Source organism: Moraxella marmotae (assembly GCF_042219885.1).
GTDB classification, from domain to species: domain Bacteria; phylum Pseudomonadota; class Gammaproteobacteria; order Pseudomonadales; family Moraxellaceae; genus Moraxella; species Moraxella marmotae.
The window spans coordinates 843610-863093 of sequence record NZ_JBHJHR010000002.1; the positions used below are offsets into that span (position 1 = coordinate 843610).

Annotated in this window: 10 protein-coding genes and 1 rRNA gene; 9 read left to right on the plus strand and 2 right to left on the minus strand. The window is 45.0% G+C overall.

Features of this window, described 5'->3' with window-relative positions:
* Positions 1–62: 62 nt before the first annotated feature.
* The 9 genes from rrf to parE all read left to right on the plus strand — a co-directional run bounded on the left by rrf (position 63) and on the right by parE (position 18135).
* A 5S ribosomal RNA gene (rrf, locus tag ACFBZI_RS04005) occupies positions 63–176 on the plus strand.
* 264 nt (positions 177–440) lie between these two features.
* Entirely contained in the window at positions 441–1277 is an 837-nt protein-coding gene (locus tag ACFBZI_RS04010) for an Lcl domain-containing protein (protein WP_375715144.1), read from the plus strand.
* Complete coding sequence (locus ACFBZI_RS04015; RefSeq protein WP_375715145.1) at positions 1274–1639, plus strand: hypothetical protein; 366 nt, start codon at positions 1274–1276, stop codon at positions 1637–1639. The genes ACFBZI_RS04010 and ACFBZI_RS04015 overlap by 4 nt, the downstream gene beginning before the upstream one ends.
* Positions 1636–1869 carry a hypothetical protein gene (locus ACFBZI_RS04020; protein WP_375715146.1) on the plus strand — a complete coding sequence of 78 codons (234 nt, stop codon included), beginning with the start codon at positions 1636–1638 and terminating at the stop codon, positions 1867–1869. Before ACFBZI_RS04015 ends, ACFBZI_RS04020 begins: the two co-directional genes overlap by 4 nt.
* Positions 1870–2061: 192 nt before the next feature.
* Positions 2062–2664, plus strand: a complete 603-nt coding sequence (locus ACFBZI_RS04025; protein ID WP_375715147.1) for a YqiA/YcfP family alpha/beta fold hydrolase — start codon at positions 2062–2064, stop codon at positions 2662–2664.
* Positions 2665–2766: 102 nt separating this feature from the next.
* The gene (locus ACFBZI_RS04030; RefSeq protein WP_375716306.1) at positions 2767–3672 is read left to right on the plus strand and encodes a homocysteine S-methyltransferase family protein; all 906 of its coding nucleotides are present in this window, start codon (positions 2767–2769) and stop codon (positions 3670–3672) included.
* 5 nt (positions 3673–3677) lie between these two features.
* Positions 3678–5090, plus strand: coding sequence for a basic amino acid/polyamine antiporter (locus tag ACFBZI_RS04035; protein ID WP_375715148.1), 1413 nt, complete (start codon positions 3678–3680; stop codon positions 5088–5090).
* A 275-nt stretch (positions 5091–5365) separates the two neighbouring features.
* A complete protein-coding gene (locus tag ACFBZI_RS04040; RefSeq protein ID WP_375715149.1) occupies positions 5366–16081 on the plus strand; it encodes an ESPR-type extended signal peptide-containing protein in 10716 nt (3571 codons plus the stop codon).
* 158 nt (positions 16082–16239) lie between these two features.
* A complete protein-coding gene (parE, locus tag ACFBZI_RS04045) occupies positions 16240–18135 on the plus strand; it encodes a DNA topoisomerase IV subunit B (protein WP_375715150.1) in 1896 nt (631 codons plus the stop codon).
* Between the two features lie 126 nt (positions 18136–18261).
* Here parE and ACFBZI_RS04050 read toward each other — a convergent pair whose 3' ends face one another.
* Positions 18262–18678, minus strand: a complete 417-nt coding sequence (locus tag ACFBZI_RS04050; protein ID WP_375715151.1) for a hypothetical protein — start codon at positions 18676–18678, stop codon at positions 18262–18264.
* Positions 18679–18771: 93 nt separating this feature from the next.
* On the minus strand, positions 18772–19398 hold the full coding sequence (hisH, locus tag ACFBZI_RS04055; RefSeq protein WP_375715152.1) for an imidazole glycerol phosphate synthase subunit HisH: 627 nt from the start codon (positions 19396–19398) through the stop codon (positions 18772–18774).
* Positions 19399–19484: the final 86 nt, after the last annotated feature.

Genomic DNA, 19484 nt, shown 5'->3' on the forward strand with positions numbered 1-19484 from the left:
GATAACAATTTAAAGTAAAAATTAAATAACAGACTCATAAGCAGCGTTGTTAATCCTTTTACGCTGACGACAATAGCAAGATGGAACCACCTGATCCCTTCCCGAACTCAGAAGTGAAACGTCTTAGCGCCGATGGTAGTGTGGTTCGCCCATGTGAGAGTAGGTCATCGTCAGCACCTTATTTCAGACCCCCGTACGAGAGTGCGGGGGTTTTTGCTATTTATCCTTTCTTTTTGATTGCTTATTATCTTTCCTAAAAATAAAAATCAAAACAGCCAAAAACTGCCATCACAATTTATTTAGAAAAAGTAAAAAAATTCAAAAGTAGTATACTACTTTTTACCTTCTCTTGTCAGAGAAGGTAAAACAACTTGTAGTGAATTTTTTTTGGAATTAGAAATTAGAGTTGGAGGTGAGTTGTGAGGTTGTTAAAAGGACTGATGCTAACGGCATTGGTGGTGGCAATGGCTGGCTGTGAGACAGTCAATGCAATCCACAGAGATATTAAGCAGCAAGTTAAGCAGATTGTCAATGATGTGCCAAAGGGTATCGTTCATACTGGCACCAAAAAACAAAGCCTTAGCGATGGGCATAAAGGGCTATATCACGATACTGATACAGGTCTGATGTGGTATGTCTGTGCAGTTAGTCAGGGTTGGAAGTTGAATAGATCATCTGGGGAATATGGGGAATATGTTTGTGAATCATCATATCCAATTAGCCTGAATGCTAAAGATACCGAAATTTATATTGCACAGTTTATTAATGGTCAAAACTTTGCTGGTTATAGCGATTGGCGGCTGCCGACAGTATTTGAGTTTGAACAGCTGCGAGTCAATAATTGTGTAGCATGGGAGCAAGAACAGACAGGCACGGTATTAACCGCCAATGGTCGAGAGCCCACCTATAAAACTGCTACTCGTGAGACCTTGGATAATACGGGTAGCAAGATTATCATCAATAACTGTAGATACGCTGGTTATAGCAAGCTTATCCACGAGATGAAGTCATCATCTTCAGATGTTTATATAAAAGATCCTTTCTCTCACAACATGGGACGGTATTCTTATTATGAAAGATTTAGAGCAAGCACTGGTATCACTGGCCCAAATAAAAACTCTTATAGTGCTGTAGCGACAAATAAAATCTTTGAACATCGTGAGAATATTCTTACTTTGCAGCTCTTACTAGAAAAACTTGATGATAGCGAAGAAGATCGCTTCTATATCGTCCGACAAGCCACTGCACCAAAATCAGCACAGGGAGCAAATCCATGACTGCCAAGCCAAAAGTTTATTTTATCCGCACCGACATCGAAGCGGTTGAGAGAGATTGTGTCGGCTACGGTTGGGGTCAGCTGGATTTTTCGGCATATTCATTGCTTGCTCGGCTGTTATCAGACTGGGTCAAGCTGGACGAGCAGGTGAATTGGCAACAAGAACGCCAAATCCAAGCCTTTTATCAGCTATCGGCAGGTGATTTGGTGCTGGCGACATTGCGTGATGGCTCGGATATTTTGCTGGCGACTGTGGTTGGCACCAAGTCCTATGATGTGACTTTGGCAGATGGTTGGGCGGCAAATTTGGTGGCGGTGGACTTTATCAAGGACAGCCACGGCGTTTTTCACGGCAGTTGTTGAGCGATGCACTACAAAACAAGCTCAAATCGGCAAGAATGACCATTACCGACTTGGCAGAATATGCCGATGAGCTGATTGCCAAGCATGCCTACCTAACCACCATCGATGGCGATATTGATGAAGCGACACAACTTGGGCTATCTAAGCTGTACGATGTGCAGCAGCACCAAAAAGACACTGCCGAACAAAGTTTCAATCAAATGATGGTACAAATTGCTCGTCTGCTCTAAGCGTAAATGATAAATCCCAAGCACACAATCGTTAAAGTGATTGTGTGCTTTTTATTGGGCGGTAGATTGTTTATAATAGCTTTCTTAAATTGCATTATCAATATTCACCAGCAGCATCAAATTATCATTTGACCAAAAGTTAAAAACCAAAACCAAAACCAAAACCAAAACCCAAAAAAAAGGACAATGCCCATGCGATTGATTTATTTACACGGTTTGGACAGCGACAGTAACGCCATCAAAGCACAAATCACCGATGAATTTTGCCGCCATAACTACCCAGAGATTCAGGTGATCCGCCCTGATTTGAACCAAAGCCCTGATGAAGTGGTGGCGTTATTGCAAGCATTGATTGGTGATGGGGCGGATACGGTGCTGGTTGGTTCGTCATTGGGCGGCTACTTTGCCAATTTATTGTCGGATATGACTGCCGTACCTGCGATTTTGCTCAATCCGAGCATTCGCCCTGATTTGAGTTTTCGCCGATTTTTGGCGGATAATTTTGATGGTGCGGTGCTGGCCGATGATGCAGTGATTTATACGACAACGGGCGGTTGGCAGATTCGTTTTGGGGATTTGGCATGGTTTGAAAATCATCGCCTGATGGTCAAAAATCCCAATAAAATCAAAGTATTATTAAAACTTGGTGATGAGCTTTTGGACGCATACGCCACGCAGGATTTTTATACTGACAAAGGGGTGTTTGTGCTGGCTCAAGATGGCGGTGATCACCGCATGAGCGATTATCAAAACCAAGTGGCACAGGTCATCGGCTGGGCAAAGGCTTTATTATAAAAGATTTGGTGTCATTGGCTAAAATTGCCAATATTACTAATATTACCAATGTGCAAAATCAAAAATGTGCAAAATCAGATTAGGGAGAGAAAAATGGCAAATATCACAATTTTGGACGGTGGCATGAGCCGTGAGTTGATGCGTCTGAATGCACCGTTTCGCCAGCCAGAATGGTCGGCATTGTCGCTGTATGAAGCACCCAGTGCGGTGCAGCAGGTGCATGAAGATTTTATCGCCAGTGGTGCGATGGTGATTACCACCAACAGTTATGCCATCGTGCCGTTTCATCTTGGCGATGAGCGGTTTGCTCGTGATGCCCAGATGCTGGCAGAGCGTGCTGGCAGCTTGGCAAGGGCAGCGGTACAAAATCGGCCGTCAGATAAAGGGGCTGTGCCAAAAATCGCTGGTTCATTGCCGCCGTTATTTGGCTCTTATCGCCCTGATTTATTTCAAGCGGACAAAGTGGCAGAAGTTGCCATGCCGTTGATTGCTGGCTTATCGCCTTATGTGGATTTGTGGCTGTGCGAGACCCAAAGTGCCATCGTCGAGCCACAGTCAATCAAGCCATTATTGCCGGATGACCGCCCATTTTGGGTGTCGTTTACGCTACAAGACGACAAGCCGACCACCGAGCCTGCATTGCGTTCAGGCGAGTCGGTGGCGTCGGCGGTGGTAGCGATGGTTTCGCTTGGCGTCGATGCGATATTGTTCAACTGTTGCCAGCCTGAAGTCATCGAGCAGGCGTTAATCGTTGCTAGACAAACTTTAGACAAATTAAACAATCATAGCATAAAAACAGGTGCTTATTCCAACGCCTTTGCACCGCAGCCAAAAGACGCCACCGCCAACGACGGCTTGGACGAAGTGCGTCAAGATCTCACCCCTGATGCCTATACCCAGCTGGCGACACGCTGGGCGGCGGCAGGTGCAGAGATTATCGGTGGCTGCTGCGGCATTGGCATTCATCATATCGCCGCTTTATCAAAACATTTTCACCCAAATGGATAACTACGATGTCAAATAAAAAAATTGGTCTGATTTCTTTGACCGCCTTGGTGCTAAGTTCAATGATTGGCTCAGGGATTTTTGCCCTGCCACAAAACATGGCGGCAGTCGCTGGTGCAGAAGCTCTGATCATTGGCTGGATAATCACTGGTATTGGGATTATTTTTCTGGGCTTGTCGTTTTTTTACATTTCTCGGCTAAGGCCTGAGCTTGATGGTGGCATTTATACTTATGCCAAAGAAGGCTTTGGCGACTTGATGGGCTTTATGTCGGCGTGGGGCTATTGGCTGTGTGCAACCATCGGCATTGTCGGTTATTTGGTGGTGGCGTTTGAAGGCGTTGGCACTTTTACCGATCGTGATGATTTTGTTTTGTTTGGCCAAGGCAATACCATCGCTGCGTTTATCGGCTCATCGATAATCGTGTGGCTGGTGCATTGGCTTATTGCCAAAGGGGTCAAAGAAGCGGCATCGGTCAATCTGATTGCCACTGTGGTCAAGGTTTTTCCGCTGGTGCTGTTTATCGGTTTGGCGTTTTGGTATTTTTCGCCAGCGACTTTTGCCCTAGATATGCAAGGCAGCCAATTAAACAACAGCGTCAGCACGCAGGTCAAGGACACCATGCTGATCACGCTGTGGGTGTTTACTGGCGTGGAAGGGGCGGCGGTGCTGTCGGCTCATGCCAAAAAACGAAGTGATGTCGGTCTGGCAACGGTGCTGGGTATCATCATCGCTTTGGTGCTGTACATTGCGGTTACGGTGCTGTCTTTGGGCATTTTACCACGCCAGACTATCGCTGAGATGTCCAATCCGTCTATGGCGGGGCTGCTTGCGGCGATGATGGGTGCGGGCGGTAAGGTGATTATTACGGTGTGTTTGATTGTCTCGGTGCTGGCGTCTTATATCAGCTGGACGATGTACTCATCAGAAGTGCCATATCGTGGGGCAAAAAACGGTGCATTTCCCAAGATTTTGGATAAGGTCAATCACAACAACATTCCGATCAATTCGCTGTGGTTCACGGGTTTGGTGGTGCAGTTTTGTCTGTTTTTGGTGCTATTGACTGGCAAAAGTTATGAAGTGCTGCTGCTGATCGCCACTTCGATGATTTTGGTGCCGTATTTGCTGATCGGTGCGTATCTGCTCAAATTGTCAGTGCAACAAAATGCCGCTTGGTACATCAAATTTACTGGTCTGATGGCGACTTTATACGGTGCGTGGATTGTCTATGCCGCAGGTCTGGATTATTTGCTGTTGTCGGTGATTTTGTATGTGCCGGGTATTGCGTTGTTTTTGTATTCGCATTATCAGCATCATGGCAAGCGTTTTGCCCTAAAGCCATGGGAGCGTATCTGTCTGCTGGTGATTGCGGTGTTATTTGTCTGGGCGGTGTATCACAGCCTATATCATGTGGCGTGGTAGCATTGTTTTGGCTAACATGTTTAAACACAAATTTACAGAATTTTACTCATGATTTGGCGTTAAATTTGTATAATCCAAAATGGCGGTTTGATCAGTTACAAATCACTTGATTGAACAATTTACAAACAAATCTTTTTTTAGTAAACTTTACAAGCCAAAACAAGGGGTTTGTTTACTCAGCCCCTTGTTTGTCCGTTTATAAAGCTGGTGTTTGTGGGGCATTGCTTACAAACCAAATTGATTTCCATTGAGAATTAAGATTAGTTGGAAAACTTATGAATAAAATCTTTAAAGTTATTTTTAACCATGCCACACAAACTTGGGTTGCTGTTTCTGAATTGGCAAAAGGGCACACCAAGTCTAGCGTTTCGGCAACCAAGCCTAATGATGTGACAGGTGGCAGCTTTGTTTTAACGGCATTGGCTTTTGGTTTGGGGCTTGGCTTAGCGGGGCAGGGTTATGCAGCGGTTGAGACTGTTAGCTCACGAGCTCCCCATATTACAACAGGTGCAGCACCAAATTATAATAATTTGATTGGTGTTGAATCTTCCACTTCAGGTACTGGCAATGTGGTGGTTGGTGCATTTGCCGCAAATGGTCGGATTATTACAGAAACAAATGGTAGAGTTAATAGACCAGTAGAAATCGGCGAAATTAGCCAAGGCACGGCTGTTGGTTTTAAAGCAAAAGCATTGGCAAGTCAATCTACGGCGTTGGGTGCTGATGTGGTTACTGTTGGCTATGGCTCAGTGGCATTGGGTGGTGATGATTTTCAAGATACAGAATCAAAAACTAAAATTAACGAGAAATTTGCTACGGAATATAACAATTCAGCTGGCGTTTATAATGTCGGTAACGGAACTGCTCTAGGTAGTTTGGCCAAAAAATATGGCACAGCATTTAATACCAATGAATATGCTAATACCGCATCAGTCGGCACAGCATCAACGGCACTTGGCGTGTCTTCGCAGTCTTTGGGAACTGGATCGTTGGCAATGGGTTTAAATGCGGTGGGCTTTTCAGCAGGTTCCGTAGCAGTGGGTGCATTTGCTCGTGCAGGGCAAGGCGCAGGCAAAAATATTGATGGTTTTAATGGTGATCACGCCATAGCCGTTGGTACGGGAGCAAATGCCTCTCAAAGTGAAACCATTGCGGTGGGGCATAATGCGACTGCCAGTGCGGCAAATACGATTGTAGCCGGTCAAAACGCCACTGCAGTTGGGCAAGGGGCGATTGTAGTTGGTCAAGACGCCAACAGCAATGCAATCAATTCGGTTGTAATCGGCAATCAAGCAAATGTTGCCCGTGGACAATTTAGTAACAGTGTAGCAATTGGTTTTAATGCCACATCATCAGGGACTGAAGGAACAGCGGTAGGTAATAACGCTACTGTTACACACCCATACGGCACCGTTCTTGGCTCAGACAGCAGAGCGGCGAATTACGGTACCGCAGTGGGTTATAAAGCCAATACCAATAACGAATATTCCGTAGCGGTTGGTAATAATGCGTCCACCAATCATAAAAATGCAAGTGCATTTGGTAGTAATGCCACAGTAACTGGTGAGCTTGCTGTTGCATTGGGTAGTGGGGCAAATGCGTCTGTAACCAACTCTGTCGCTCTTGGTGCTGGCTCAACCACCACAGCAGCAAACATCGACAATGATGCAAAACTTTGGGTAGGTAAAAATGATGCCGGTAAAGATGCAAATGCAAATTTTGCTGGTGTTCCAAGCAAAGCTACGAGTGTAGTTTCTGTCGGTTCAGCAGGCAAAGAACGCCAAATCCAAAATGTGGCAGCGGGAAAAATCTCTGCCGATTCCACCGATGCGGTAAACGGTAGCCAACTTTATCAAGTTGCCAAAAATGTGGGCTTTAACATTGCAGAAAATACCGCCAATAAATCTCGTATCAATACTGATGGCAATGTGGCATTTTCAGACGGCTCTTATACCACCGCCAATGTTACTGATGGCAATAATGCCGCCACGGTGAAATTTGATGTGGTTACTCAAGATGTTACTGTTACAAATGGTGTAGCAAGTGCTGCTACTGGTACAGCTGGCTTGACCACAGCGGCAACGGTTGCCGATGCGATTAACAAAGTGGCAGATGCTTCAGGTTTTAGGTTAAAAGCAAATAGCACAGACACTGGCGAAAAAATTAACGCCAATAACACAGGCGTTGTAACGATTACCGAAGGCACAAACATCAATGTCAGCCGTAACGGTTCAACCATTACGGTTAAAACCAATGACAATGTGAACTTTACCAATGTCAATGCTACCGGCACGGTAAAAGCGGCAACAGTTAATGCGACTACAGGTAATATCCAAACTGTAAATGCCACCACAGTAAATGCAACTACAGGCAATATTCAAACCGTGAATGCCACCACAGTCAATGCAACTACTGGCAATATTCAAACTGTAAATGCCACTAATGTAAACAGCACAAGCGTCAATGCAAAAAACGGCAATTTCAGCGAAAACCTTAATTCAACAGGGAACACCACCATCGGTGGCAGTGGCAAAAACTTTAATGTGACTGCTGGCACTAATGTGGACTTTGGTGGAAACAAAATTCAAGGCGTGGCAGAAGGTACGGCTAACACTGATGCGGTGAATAAAGGTCAATTAGACAAAGCCCTTGCTAATGCCACCACCAATATCAGCTATTCAGGCAATACTGGATCGGCTAACCATACCTTAAAAGACAGAACCATTGCTATTACTGGTAGCAAGAATATCAGCACAAAAGTCAGTGATGGCAAAATTGAAATTGAAATGTCGGAAACCCCGAGTTTCACCAACATTACCACCACAGCAGGTGCGACAATCGGCGGCGATCTGAATGTCACTGGTGCAAGCAATTTACAAGCGGTCAATGCTACGAATATTTCTGCAAATAACATCACCGCTAAAGAGAAAATCAGCACCAAAGATTTAACAGCGAACGGCGACACAACCTTAGCCAACACCACTATCGGTGGCGAAGGCCAAACCTTTAATATCGCGGGCAAGACCGCAGTGAACTTTGGTAATAACAAAATTCAAGGCGTTGCAACTGGTGAAGGCGATACAGATGCAGTCAATGTGAAACAGCTTAACGAAGTGGTCAATGCCGCCAAAGCCTCATCTCATTTTAAAATTAAAGCCAATTCCGAAGGCAGTGCGACAGATATCAAAACTGACGGCACCGGCGTGATCGACTTTGTACAAGACAAGAATATTGTGATTTCTCGTTCAGGCGAAAAAATCACAGTTAAAACCGCCGAGAATGTGAAATTTACCAATGTTGATGCTACCAAAGTGAATGCCACAACGGTTAATGCAACGCAAGTTGAGGCAACCAATGGTACTTTTTCTAACGGCTTAACCGCCACAGGCGACACAACCTTAGGCAATACCACCATCGGCGGTAAAGACAAAACCTTTACTATCTTGAAGGATACAAAAACCGACTTTGGCGGCAATACGCTAAATAACATCACCAGCGGTGCGATTGAAAATGGCAATACCAGTGCAGTAACTGGTGGTGCGGTGCATAATGCCATTGAAAACATCAGCAATACTTTGACTGACAAAGGCTTGAAGTTTGCTGCCAATGAAGGAACAGCGGTAACTCGTAAACTTGGCGAAACCTTAACCATCAAAGGCGATGCAACGACAGCAGGTAACTACTCATCTGCCAATATTAAAACTGTGGTAAATAACGACACGGTAGAAATTAAATTTGCCGAAGATCCAACCTTTAACAACGTCACAGCCAAAGGTAATGTGACTGTTGAAAAAGATTTAACCGTTAATGGCAACACCACGGTGAAAGACATCACCGGTGAGAATGCATCGTTTAAAAACGTGAATGCAACCAAAGTTAATGCTACCGATGTGAATGCGACAAATGTCAATGCAACCAACGGCACATTTACCAATGTAACTGCTAGCAACGGCACAATTACTAATTTAACTTCAACCAATATCAACACCACGAACCTAACCGCCACAGGCGATACCACCTTAGCCAACACCACTATCGGTGGTACTGGTAAAAACTTTACCGTGGCTAATGGCACAACGGTGAATTTGGGTAATAACCGTATTCAAAACGTGGGTGATGCAGTTGAGAAAACCGATGCAGTAAATAAAGGTCAGTTGGATACAGCAATTAACACTTTGGATAAAAAAGGCTTGACCTTTAGTGCCGACACAGGTACAGATACCAAACGTGAACTGGGTCAAACCCTAAAAATTGCCGGTGGTAATGGCAATGGCAATTACGCAACCACAAACGTAAAAACCGAAGTGGAAGAAGGCGTAGTCACCATTAAGATTGCCGAAGATCCAACCTTTAACAACATCACAGCCAAAGGTAATGTGACTGTTGAAAAAGATCTAAAAGTAGATGGCAACACCACCGTCAAAGACATCACAGGTGATAATGCAACGTTTAAAAACGTGAATGCTACTGAAAGTGTGACCACTAAAGACTTGAATGTAACCAATAACGCCACAATCAGCAAAGATTTAACCGTTAATGGCAACACCACCGTAAAAGACATCACCGGTGAGAATGCAACGTTTAAAAATGTGAATGCCACTGAAAATATTACTACTAAAAACCTAACCGCCACAGGCGACACAACCTTAGGCAATACCACCATCGGCGGTAAAGACAAAACCTTTACTATCTTGAAGGATACAAAAACCGACTTTGGCGGCAATACGCTAAATAACATCACCAGCGGTGCGATTGAAAATGGCAATACCAGTGCAGTAACTGGTGGTGCGGTGCATAATGCCATTGAAAACATCAGCAATACTTTGACTGACAAAGGCTTGAAGTTTGCTGCCAATGAAGGAACAGCGGTAACTCGTAAACTTGGCGAAACCTTAACCATCAAAGGCGATGCAACGACAGCAGGTAACTACTCATCTGCCAATATTAAAACTGTGGTAAATAACGACACGGTAGAAATTAAATTTGCCGAAGATCCAACCTTTAACAACGTCACAGCCAAAGGTAATGTGACTGTTGAAAAAGATTTAACCGTTAATGGCAACACCACGGTGAAAGACATCACCGGTGAGAATGCATCGTTTAAAAACGTGAATGCAACCAAAGTTAATGCTACCGATGTGAATGCGACAAATGTCAATGCAACCAACGGCACATTTACCAATGTAACTGCTAGCAACGGCACAATTACTAATTTAACTTCAACCAATATCAACACCACGAACCTAACCGCCACAGGCGATACCACCTTAGCCAACACCACTATCGGTGGTACTGGTAAAAACTTTACCGTGGCTAATGGCACAACGGTGAATTTGGGTAATAACCGTATTCAAAACGTGGGTGATGCAGTTGAGAAAACCGATGCAGTAAATAAAGGTCAGTTGGATACAGCAATTAACACTTTGGATAAAAAAGGCTTGACCTTTAGTGCCGACACAGGTACAGATACCAAACGTGAACTGGGTCAAACCCTAAAAATTGCCGGTGGTAATGGCAATGGCAATTACGCAACCACAAACGTAAAAACCGAAGTGGAAGAAGGCGTAGTCACCATTAAGATTGCCGAAGATCCAACCTTTAACAACATCACAGCCAAAGGTAATGTGACTGTTGAAAAAGATCTAAAAGTAGATGGCAACACCACCGTCAAAGACATCACAGGTGATAATGCAACGTTTAAAAACGTGAATGCTACTGAAAGTGTGACCACTAAAGACTTGAATGTAACCAATAACGCCACAATCAGCAAAGATTTAACCGTTAATGGCAACACCACCGTAAAAGACATCACCGGTGAGAATGCAACGTTTAAAAATGTGAATGCCACTGAAAATATTACTACTAAAAACCTAACCGCCACAGGCGACACAACCTTAGGCAATACCACCATCGGCGGTAAAGACAAAACCTTTACTATCTTGAAGGATACAAAAACCGACTTTGGCGGCAATACGCTAAATAACATCACCAGCGGTGCGATTGAAAATGGCAATACCAGTGCAGTAACTGGTGGTGCGGTGCATAATGCCATTGAAAACATCAGCAATACTTTGACTGACAAAGGCTTGAAGTTTGCTGCCAATGAAGGAACAGCGGTAACTCGTAAACTTGGCGAAACCTTAACCATCAAAGGCGATGCAACGACAGCAGGTAACTACTCATCTGCCAATATTAAAACTGTGGTAAATAACGACACGGTAGAAATTAAATTTGCCGAAGATCCAACCTTTAACAACGTCACAGCCAAAGGTAATGTGACTGTTGAAAAAGATTTAACCGTTAATGGCAACACCACGGTGAAAGACATCACCGGTGAGAATGCATCGTTTAAAAACGTGAATGCAACCAAAGTTAATGCTACCGATGTGAATGCGACAAATGTCAATGCAACCAACGGCACATTTACCAATGTAACTGCTAGCAACGGCACAATTACTAATTTAACTTCAACCAATATCAACACCACGAACCTAACCGCCACAGGCGATACCACCTTAGCCAACACCACTATCGGTGGTACTGGTAAAAACTTTACCGTGGCTAATGGCACAACGGTGAATTTGGGTAATAACCGTATTCAAAACGTGGGTGATGCAGTTGAGAAAACCGATGCAGTAAATAAAGGTCAGTTGGATACAGCAATTAACACTTTGGATAAAAAAGGCTTGACCTTTAGTGCCGACACAGGTACAGATACCAAACGTGAACTGGGTCAAACCCTAAAAATTGCCGGTGGTAATGGCAATGGCAATTACGCAACCACAAACGTAAAAACCGAAGTGGAAGAAGGCGTAGTCACCATTAAGATTGCCGAAGATCCAACCTTTAACAACATCACAGCCAAAGGTAATGTGACTGTTGAAAAAGATCTAAAAGTAGATGGCAACACCACCGTCAAAGACATCACAGGTGATAATGCAACGTTTAAAAACGTGAATGCTACTGAAAGTGTGACCACTAAAGACTTGAATGTAACCAATAACGCCACAATCAGCAAAGATTTAACCGTTAATGGCAACACCACCGTAAAAGACATCACCGGTGAGAATGCAACGTTTAAAAATGTGAATGCCACTGAAAATATTACTACTAAAAACCTAACCGCCACAGGCGACACAACCTTAGGCAATACCACCATCGGCGGTAAAGACAAAACCTTTACTATCTTGAAGGATACAAAAACCGACTTTGGCGGCAATACGCTAAATAACATCACCAGCGGTGCGATTGAAAATGGCAATACCAGTGCAGTAACTGGTGGTGCGGTGCATAATGCCATTGAAAACATCAGCAATACTTTGACTGACAAAGGCTTGAAGTTTGCTGCCAATGAAGGAACAGCGGTAACTCGTAAACTTGGCGAAACCTTAACCATCAAAGGCGATGCAACGACAGCAGGTAACTACTCATCTGCCAATATTAAAACTGTGGTAAATAACGACACGGTAGAAATTAAATTTGCCGAAGATCCAACCTTTAACAACGTCACAGCCAAAGGTAATGTGACTGTTGAAAAAGATTTAACCGTTAATGGCAACACCACGGTGAAAGACATCACCGGTGAGAATGCATCGTTTAAAAACGTGAATGCAACCAAAGTTAATGCTACCGATGTGAATGCGACAAATGTCAATGCAACCAACGGCACATTTACCAATGTAACTGCTAGCAACGGCACAATTACTAATTTAACTTCAACCAATATCAACACCACGAACCTAACCGCCACAGGCGATACCACCTTAGCCAACACCACTATCGGTGGTACTGGTAAAAACTTTACCGTGGCTAATGGCACAACGGTGAATTTGGGTAATAACCGTATTCAAAACGTGGGTGATGCAGTTGAGAAAACCGATGCAGTAAATAAAGGTCAGTTGGATACAGCAATTAACACTTTGGATAAAAAAGGCTTGACCTTTAGTGCCGACACAGGTACAGATACCAAACGTGAACTGGGTCAAACCCTAAAAATTGCCGGTGGTAATGGCAATGGCAATTACGCAACCACAAACGTAAAAACCGAAGTGGAAGAAGGCGTAGTCACCATTAAGATTGCCGAAGATCCAACCTTTAACAACATCACAGCCAAAGGTAATGTGACTGTTGAAAAAGATCTAAAAGTAGATGGCAACACCACCGTCAAAGACATCACAGGTGATAATGCAACGTTTAAAAACGTGAATGCTACTGAAAGTGTGACCACTAAAGACTTGAATGTAACCAATAACGCCACAATCAGCAAAGATTTAACCGTTAATGGCAACACCACCGTAAAAGACATCACCGGTGAGAATGCAACGTTTAAAAATGTGAATGCCACTGAAAATATTACTACTAAAAACCTAACCGCCACAGGCGACACAACCTTAGGCAATACCACCATCGGCGGTAAAGACAAAACCTTTACTATCTTGAAGGATACAAAAACCGACTTTGGCGGCAATACGCTAAATAACATCACCAGCGGTGCGATTGAAAATGGCAATACCAGTGCAGTAACTGGTGGTGCGGTGCATAATGCCATTGAAAACATCAGCAATACTTTGACTGACAAAGGCTTGAAGTTTGCTGCCAATGAAGGAACAGCGGTAACTCGTAAACTTGGCGAAACCTTAACCATCAAAGGCGATGCAACGACAGCAGGTAACTACTCATCTGCCAATATTAAAACTGTGGTAAATAACGACACGGTAGAAATTAAATTTGCCGAAGATCCAACCTTTAACAACGTCACAGCCAAAGGTAATGTGACTGTTGAAAAAGATTTAACCGTTAATGGCAACACCACGGTGAAAGACATCACCGGTGAGAATGCATCGTTTAAAAACGTGAATGCAACCAAAGTTAATGCTACCGATGTGAATGCGACAAATGTCAATGCAACCAACGGCACATTTACCAATGTAACTGCTAGCAACGGCACAATTACTAATTTAACTTCAACCAATATCAACACCACGAACCTAACCGCCACAGGCGATACCACCTTAGCCAACACCACTATCGGTGGTACTGGTAAAAACTTTACCGTGGCTAATGGCACAACGGTGAATTTGGGTAATAACCGTATTCAAAACGTGGGTGATGCAGTTGAGAAAACCGATGCAGTAAATAAAGGTCAGTTGGATACAGCAATTAACACTTTGGATAAAAAAGGCTTGACCTTTAGTGCCGACACAGGTACAGATACCAAACGTGAACTGGGTCAAACCCTAAAAATTGCCGGTGGTAATGGCAATGGCAATTACGCAACCACAAACGTAAAAACCGAAGTGGAAGAAGGCGTAGTCACCATTAAGATTGCCGAAGATCCAACCTTTAACAACATCACAGCCAAAGGTAATGTGACTGTTGAAAAAGATCTAAAAGTAGATGGCAACACCACCGTCAAAGACATCACAGGTGATAATGCAACGTTTAAAAACGTGAATGCTACTGAAAGTGTGACCACTAAAGACTTGAATGTAACCAATAACGCCACAATCAGCAAAGATTTAACCGTTAATGGCAACACCACCGTAAAAGACATCACCGGTGAGAATGCAACGTTTAAAAATGTGAATGCCACTGAAAATATTACTACTAAAAACCTAACCGCCACAGGCGACACAACCTTAGGCAATACCACCATCGGCGGTAAAGACAAAACCTTTACTATCTTGAAGGATACAAAAACCGACTTTGGCGGCAATACGCTAAATAACATCACCAGCGGTGCGATTGAAAATGGCAATACCAGTGCAGTAACTGGTGGTGCGGTGCATAATGCCATTGAAAACATCAGCAATACTTTGACTGACAAAGGCTTGAAGTTTGCTGCCAATGAAGGAACAGCGGTAACTCGTAAACTTGGCGAAACCTTAACCATCAAAGGCGATGCAACGACAGCAGGTAACTACTCATCTGCCAATATTAAAACTGTGGTAAATAACGACACGGTAGAAATTAAATTTGCCGAAGATCCAACCTTTAACAACGTCACAGCCAAAGGTAATGTGACTGTTGAAAAAGATTTAACCGTTAATGGCACAACCACGACCAAAGACTTGAGCGTGAACAACAATGCAACCATCGCCAAAGACTTGACCGTCAAAGGTACGACGACCACAAATAACTTAACCGCCACAGGCGATACCGTGTTAGGCAATACCACTATCGGCGGTAAAGATAAAACCTTTACGATTGCAAATGGTACAACAACCGACTTTGGCGGCAATACGCTAAATAACATCACCAGCGGTGCGATTGAAAATGGCAATACCAGTGCAGTAACTGGTGGCACGGTGCATAATGCGATTGAAAATGTGACCAAAACTTTGACCGATAAAGGCCTGAGTTTTGCGACCAATGATGATGGCAAAATTGACAAAAAACTCGGGGAAACCTTAACCATTAAAGGCGATGCAACTACGGCAGGCAAATATTCGTCAGCTAATATCAAAACCGTGGCAAATAATGGCGTGGTGGAAGTGCAAATTGCCGAAAATCCTGAGTTTAACGATGTCAAAGCCAAAGGCAATGTCAGCGTGGATAAGAACTTAAGCGTCAGCGGTGATACCACTTTGGGCAATACCACCATCGGCGGTGAGGGCAATCATCTGATGGTTGAGCGGGGAACTGCTGTGAATATGGGCGGCAATACCATTCACAATATTGGCGAAGGCTATGCACCGACCGATGCGGTGAATAAGGCACAGCTTGATCGAGTGTCAGAAAATCTTGACAGAACCGACCGCAAGCTGCGTGCTGGCATTGCTTCTGCGTCTGCCGCGGCTAACATTCCGCAGGTGACGCTACCGGGTAAGAGCTTGATCGGTGCTGGCGTTGCTAACTTTAGCGGTGAAAGTGCGGTTTCGATTGGCTACTCTGGCATGACCGATAACGGCAGAGTGATTATCAAGTTTAACGCAGGTGCGACCACACGAGGCGATCACAACATCGGTGGTGGTATCGGCTATCAGTGGTAACGGATAACGCCGACAAACTCCGCCAAGCATCAAGTTTGGTGGCGTTTGTTCGATAATCACGATTTGACCGTTGCCATTATCAGGCAATTATCAGGTAATTTCCCAAATCACCGCCTTTGGTGTACAATAGGCGGTGATTTTCTATTTAAAAAACGATTATGACCACACAAAATTACACTTCCCAAAAACTAGAAGTCCTAGAAGGGCTAGAGCCTGTGCGTCGCCGTCCGGGCATGTACACGGACACCACTCGCCCCAATCACCTTGCCCAAGAAGTCATTGATAACTCAGTCGATGAAGCACTGGCAGGCTACGCACAGCACATCATTGTCACCTTGCACGCCGATGGTTCGCTGTCTGTCGAAGACGATGGGCGTGGCATGCCGACCGACATTCACCCTGAGTTTAATCAGTCTGGCGTGGAGCTGATTTTGACACGCTTGCACGCTGGCGGTAAGTTTAGCACCGAAAACTACCAAGTCTCTGGCGGCTTGCACGGCGTCGGCATCAGCGTGGTCAATGCATTATCCACCAAAGTTGCTGTGACGGTGTGGCGTGATGGCATGGTGCATACGATGGATTTTGCTCACGGTGAGCCTGTCACGCCACTATTGGCGGACAAAGCTGCCAACAAAAAAAAGCGTGGCACTAAGGTGCAGTTTTGGGTTGATGAGCGATATTTTGACAATCCCAAATTTGCCATCAAGGCACTTAAGCACAATCTGAAGGCTAAGGCGGTTTTGTCGGCAGGTTTGCAGATTGATTTTATTAGCCAAATCGAACCTACCGATAGCGAAAGCTGGCAGTTTGCCGATGGCGTGGTGCAGTATCTGACCGAGCAGCTGGACGGCTTGGCGACTTTGCCCGCTGAGCCATTTTATTTTAGCCAAGAGCCTACCAAGGGCGAGCGTGGTGGGGCAACTTTTGCTCTGTCGTGGCTGGCAGATGGCGGCGTGCCGATTACCGAAAGTTATGTCAATCTGATTCCCACTTCCCAAGGTGGTACGCATGTCAATGGTCTAAGAACTGGCGTGCTAGAAGCGTTGCGTGAGTTTTGTGATATTCATAATTTGCTACCACGCCAAGTCAAGCTGTCTGCCGAAGATGTCTGGGACGGCGTGAACTATATTTTGTCGCTAAAATTTGTTGAGCCGCAATTTAGCGGTCAGACCAAAGAACGCCTGTCAAGCCGTGAAGCTGCTCCTTTGGTGCAGACGATTGCCAAAGATGCCTTTAGTTTGTGGCTCAACCAGCACCCTGACAGTGCCAAAGCCATCGCCGAATTGGCAATTTCAAAGGCGAGCAAACGCTTAGCAACCGCCCAAAAAGTCGCCCGCAAAAAAGTCGCCCAAGGCCCTGCTTTGCCCGGCAAGCTGTGGGATTGTCGTGGTGGGCTAAAAGAAGGCTCAGAGCTGTTTTTGGTGGAAGGGCAATCGGCAGGCGGCTCTGCCAAGCAGGCACGAGATAACTCATTTCAGGCGATTTTGCCGCTGCGTGGTAAGATTTTGAACGCTTGGGAAGTGTCGTCTGACACCGTGCTGTCCAGCCAAGAGATTCACGACATCGCCATCGCCATCGGTGTCGATCCTGCCAGCGATGATTTGTCCGAATTACGCTACGATAAAATTTGTATTTTGGCGGACGCTGACAGTGATGGGCTGCACATTGCCACGCTGATTTGTGCGTTATTTGTCAAGCATTTCCCTGCACTGATTGAAGCAGGGCATCTGTATGTTGCCGTGCCGCCCTTGTACCGTGTCGATGCTGGCAAAGAAGTGCATTACGCCCTTGATAATGACGAGCTTGAGCAGGTGCTTGCCAGACTTGGCAACAAAAAACCGCAAATTACTCGCTTTAAGGGTCTGGGTGAGATGAACCCCAATCAGCTCAAAGAAACAACCATGAACCCTGACACTCGCAAGCTGGTACGCCTAGATTTGGACGATGTGAGCCAGACCAACAGCATCATGGATATGCTGCTTGCCAAAAAACGCTCAGCCGATCGCAAGCATTGGCTTGAGACTAAGGGCGATTTGGCGGATTTGTCGGTCTGATGGCGGCTTGTCGGTACATGGTTAAAATTTATTGATAAATTTATCAGTAAAAATAAAAAGCCTTGTTTGCGGACAAGGCTTTTTTTGGTGCTTTTAAAAAACAGCAAAAAGGGTAAAAACGGCAAATCAAGGGCGAAACAGCTGCCAGTTGCCGTTGGTGTTTTGTAGGCGAATGGTGCTATCATCGGACAAATAACCGCCTTTGACCGCATTTAAGATGGTGGGGCGTGGCAAATCGGTGGCAAACACTTCGGCAAATTGTCGGTCAGTGGATAAGATCACAAACACGCCAAGCGAAGGGTGGCGAGCATCGGCAAATTGAATGTCGGCAACTTCGGACAATTGCACACATTGCTGTTTTAGCAGTGAATGGCTAAAGCCAGCACTGGTCAGGCAGCCGTGGGCATCGCTGCTGGCTTGAATTACTTGCAGTGGTGGACGGCTGGCAGTTTGGCAAGCCATCAAGCCTGCACCGATGATGCCGACAGCAAATAAGGCAAGGGTTTGGGGGAGTTTTGCCGTGCGTGATTTTAAGATTGTCATAAACTGCCTTGAATGGTTTTGGCTTGGATACCTTAGCATTAGCATTTAAAGGTATGGCGTCATTTTGATAATTCAGATTGCAATTTTGGTTTATCAAGGTTGCCACTGGATAAAGTTGGACAACAGCCGTAGCCCAGCACGGTGGCTTTTTTCGGGGTGGAATTGGGTGATAAACAGATTGTCCAAAATCACACTGGCACAAAACGGCTGGCCATAGGTGGTGTGTGCCACGATTAGGCCATCTTCGCTGTCAGGCTGGCAATAATAACTGTGGGTAAAATAAAAATGCTCGTGATTGCAGCCTTGCCACAGCACATGATCAGTGTCGGCATCGACACGGTTCCAGCCGACATGGGGGATTTTGATGGGGCTGCCATTTTCTTGCCAAGTGTCATCAAATCGGCGTACCGTGCCTTTGATGATGCCAAGGCATGGCACATCGCCTTCTTCTGAGACATCAAACATCGCCTGCATACCCACACAAATCGCCATCACAGGCTTGTTGGTGATGGCGTCTTTGACAGCGACATCGATGCCGTGCTGCTGCATGTGTGCCATGGCATCACGCATCGCACCGACACCGGGTAGCAGGATTTTGTCGGCGGCTTGGATATCGGCAGGTTTGTTGGTGATGCACACATCAGCACCAGCGACTTTTAGGGCATTGGCAACCGAAAACAGATTGCCCACGCCATAATCTAACAAAGCAACGGTGGTCATAATTGTCCCTTCAGGCTGTTTCTTAAGACCATTTCTTAAGATTATTTTAATATTATTTAAGTGATTTCTTTCACGCACGCACTTTG

Bases quoted from the DNA above. Each gene is read 5' to 3' on its own strand.
- ACFBZI_RS04025 (WP_375715147.1), top strand. From the start codon at position 2,062: ATGCGATTGATTTATTTACACGGTTTGGACAGCGACAGTAACGCCATC.
- ACFBZI_RS04035 (WP_375715148.1), top strand. From the start codon at position 3,678: ATGTCAAATAAAAAAATTGGTCTGATTTCTTTGACCGCCTTGGTGCTA.
- ACFBZI_RS04010 (WP_375715144.1), top strand. From the start codon at position 441: ATGCTAACGGCATTGGTGGTGGCAATGGCTGGCTGTGAGACAGTCAAT.
- ACFBZI_RS04015 (WP_375715145.1), top strand. From the start codon at position 1,274: ATGACTGCCAAGCCAAAAGTTTATTTTATCCGCACCGACATCGAAGCG.
- parE (WP_375715150.1), top strand. From the start codon at position 16,240: ATGACCACACAAAATTACACTTCCCAAAAACTAGAAGTCCTAGAAGGG.
- ACFBZI_RS04050 (WP_375715151.1), bottom strand. From the start codon at position 18,678: ATGACAATCTTAAAATCACGCACGGCAAAACTCCCCCAAACCCTTGCC.
- ACFBZI_RS04040 (WP_375715149.1), top strand. From the start codon at position 5,366: ATGAATAAAATCTTTAAAGTTATTTTTAACCATGCCACACAAACTTGG.
- hisH (WP_375715152.1), bottom strand. From the start codon at position 19,398: ATGACCACCGTTGCTTTGTTAGATTATGGCGTGGGCAATCTGTTTTCG.